The organism is Pseudoalteromonas sp. SR45-1 (genome assembly GCF_014163655.1).
In the GTDB taxonomy this organism is placed as follows: Bacteria; Pseudomonadota; Gammaproteobacteria; order Enterobacterales; family Alteromonadaceae; genus Pseudoalteromonas; species Pseudoalteromonas distincta.
This window is the reverse complement of record NZ_JACJDR010000062.1, coordinates 1-227: the sequence shown is the minus strand read 5'-3', so window position 1 is coordinate 227 and position 227 is coordinate 1. Positions and strand designations below refer to the sequence as shown.

Below are 227 nucleotides of genomic sequence, written 5' to 3'. Positions count from 1 at the left end.
AAACAGATTAATATTTCTGTACTCGATATAATTGCGATGGGGGGACGGAGCAGGCTAAACAAGCATGGCGTTGGTAGTCCATGTGAAAGTGAGTAGGTTGGCGACTTAGGTAAATCCGGGTTGCTGTTAAGACTGAGACACGAGACGAGTCACTACGGTGATGAAGTTGTTGATGCCATACTTCCAGGAAAAGCCTCTAAGCTTCAGATTATATGGAATCGTACCCC

General features: G+C 45.4%; 1 rRNA gene. It reads left to right on the top strand.

The annotated features are described in order from the left end of the window. A 23S ribosomal RNA gene (locus H5089_RS20520) occupies positions 1-225 on the top strand; the annotation flags it as partial. Positions 226-227: the final 2 nt, after the last annotated feature.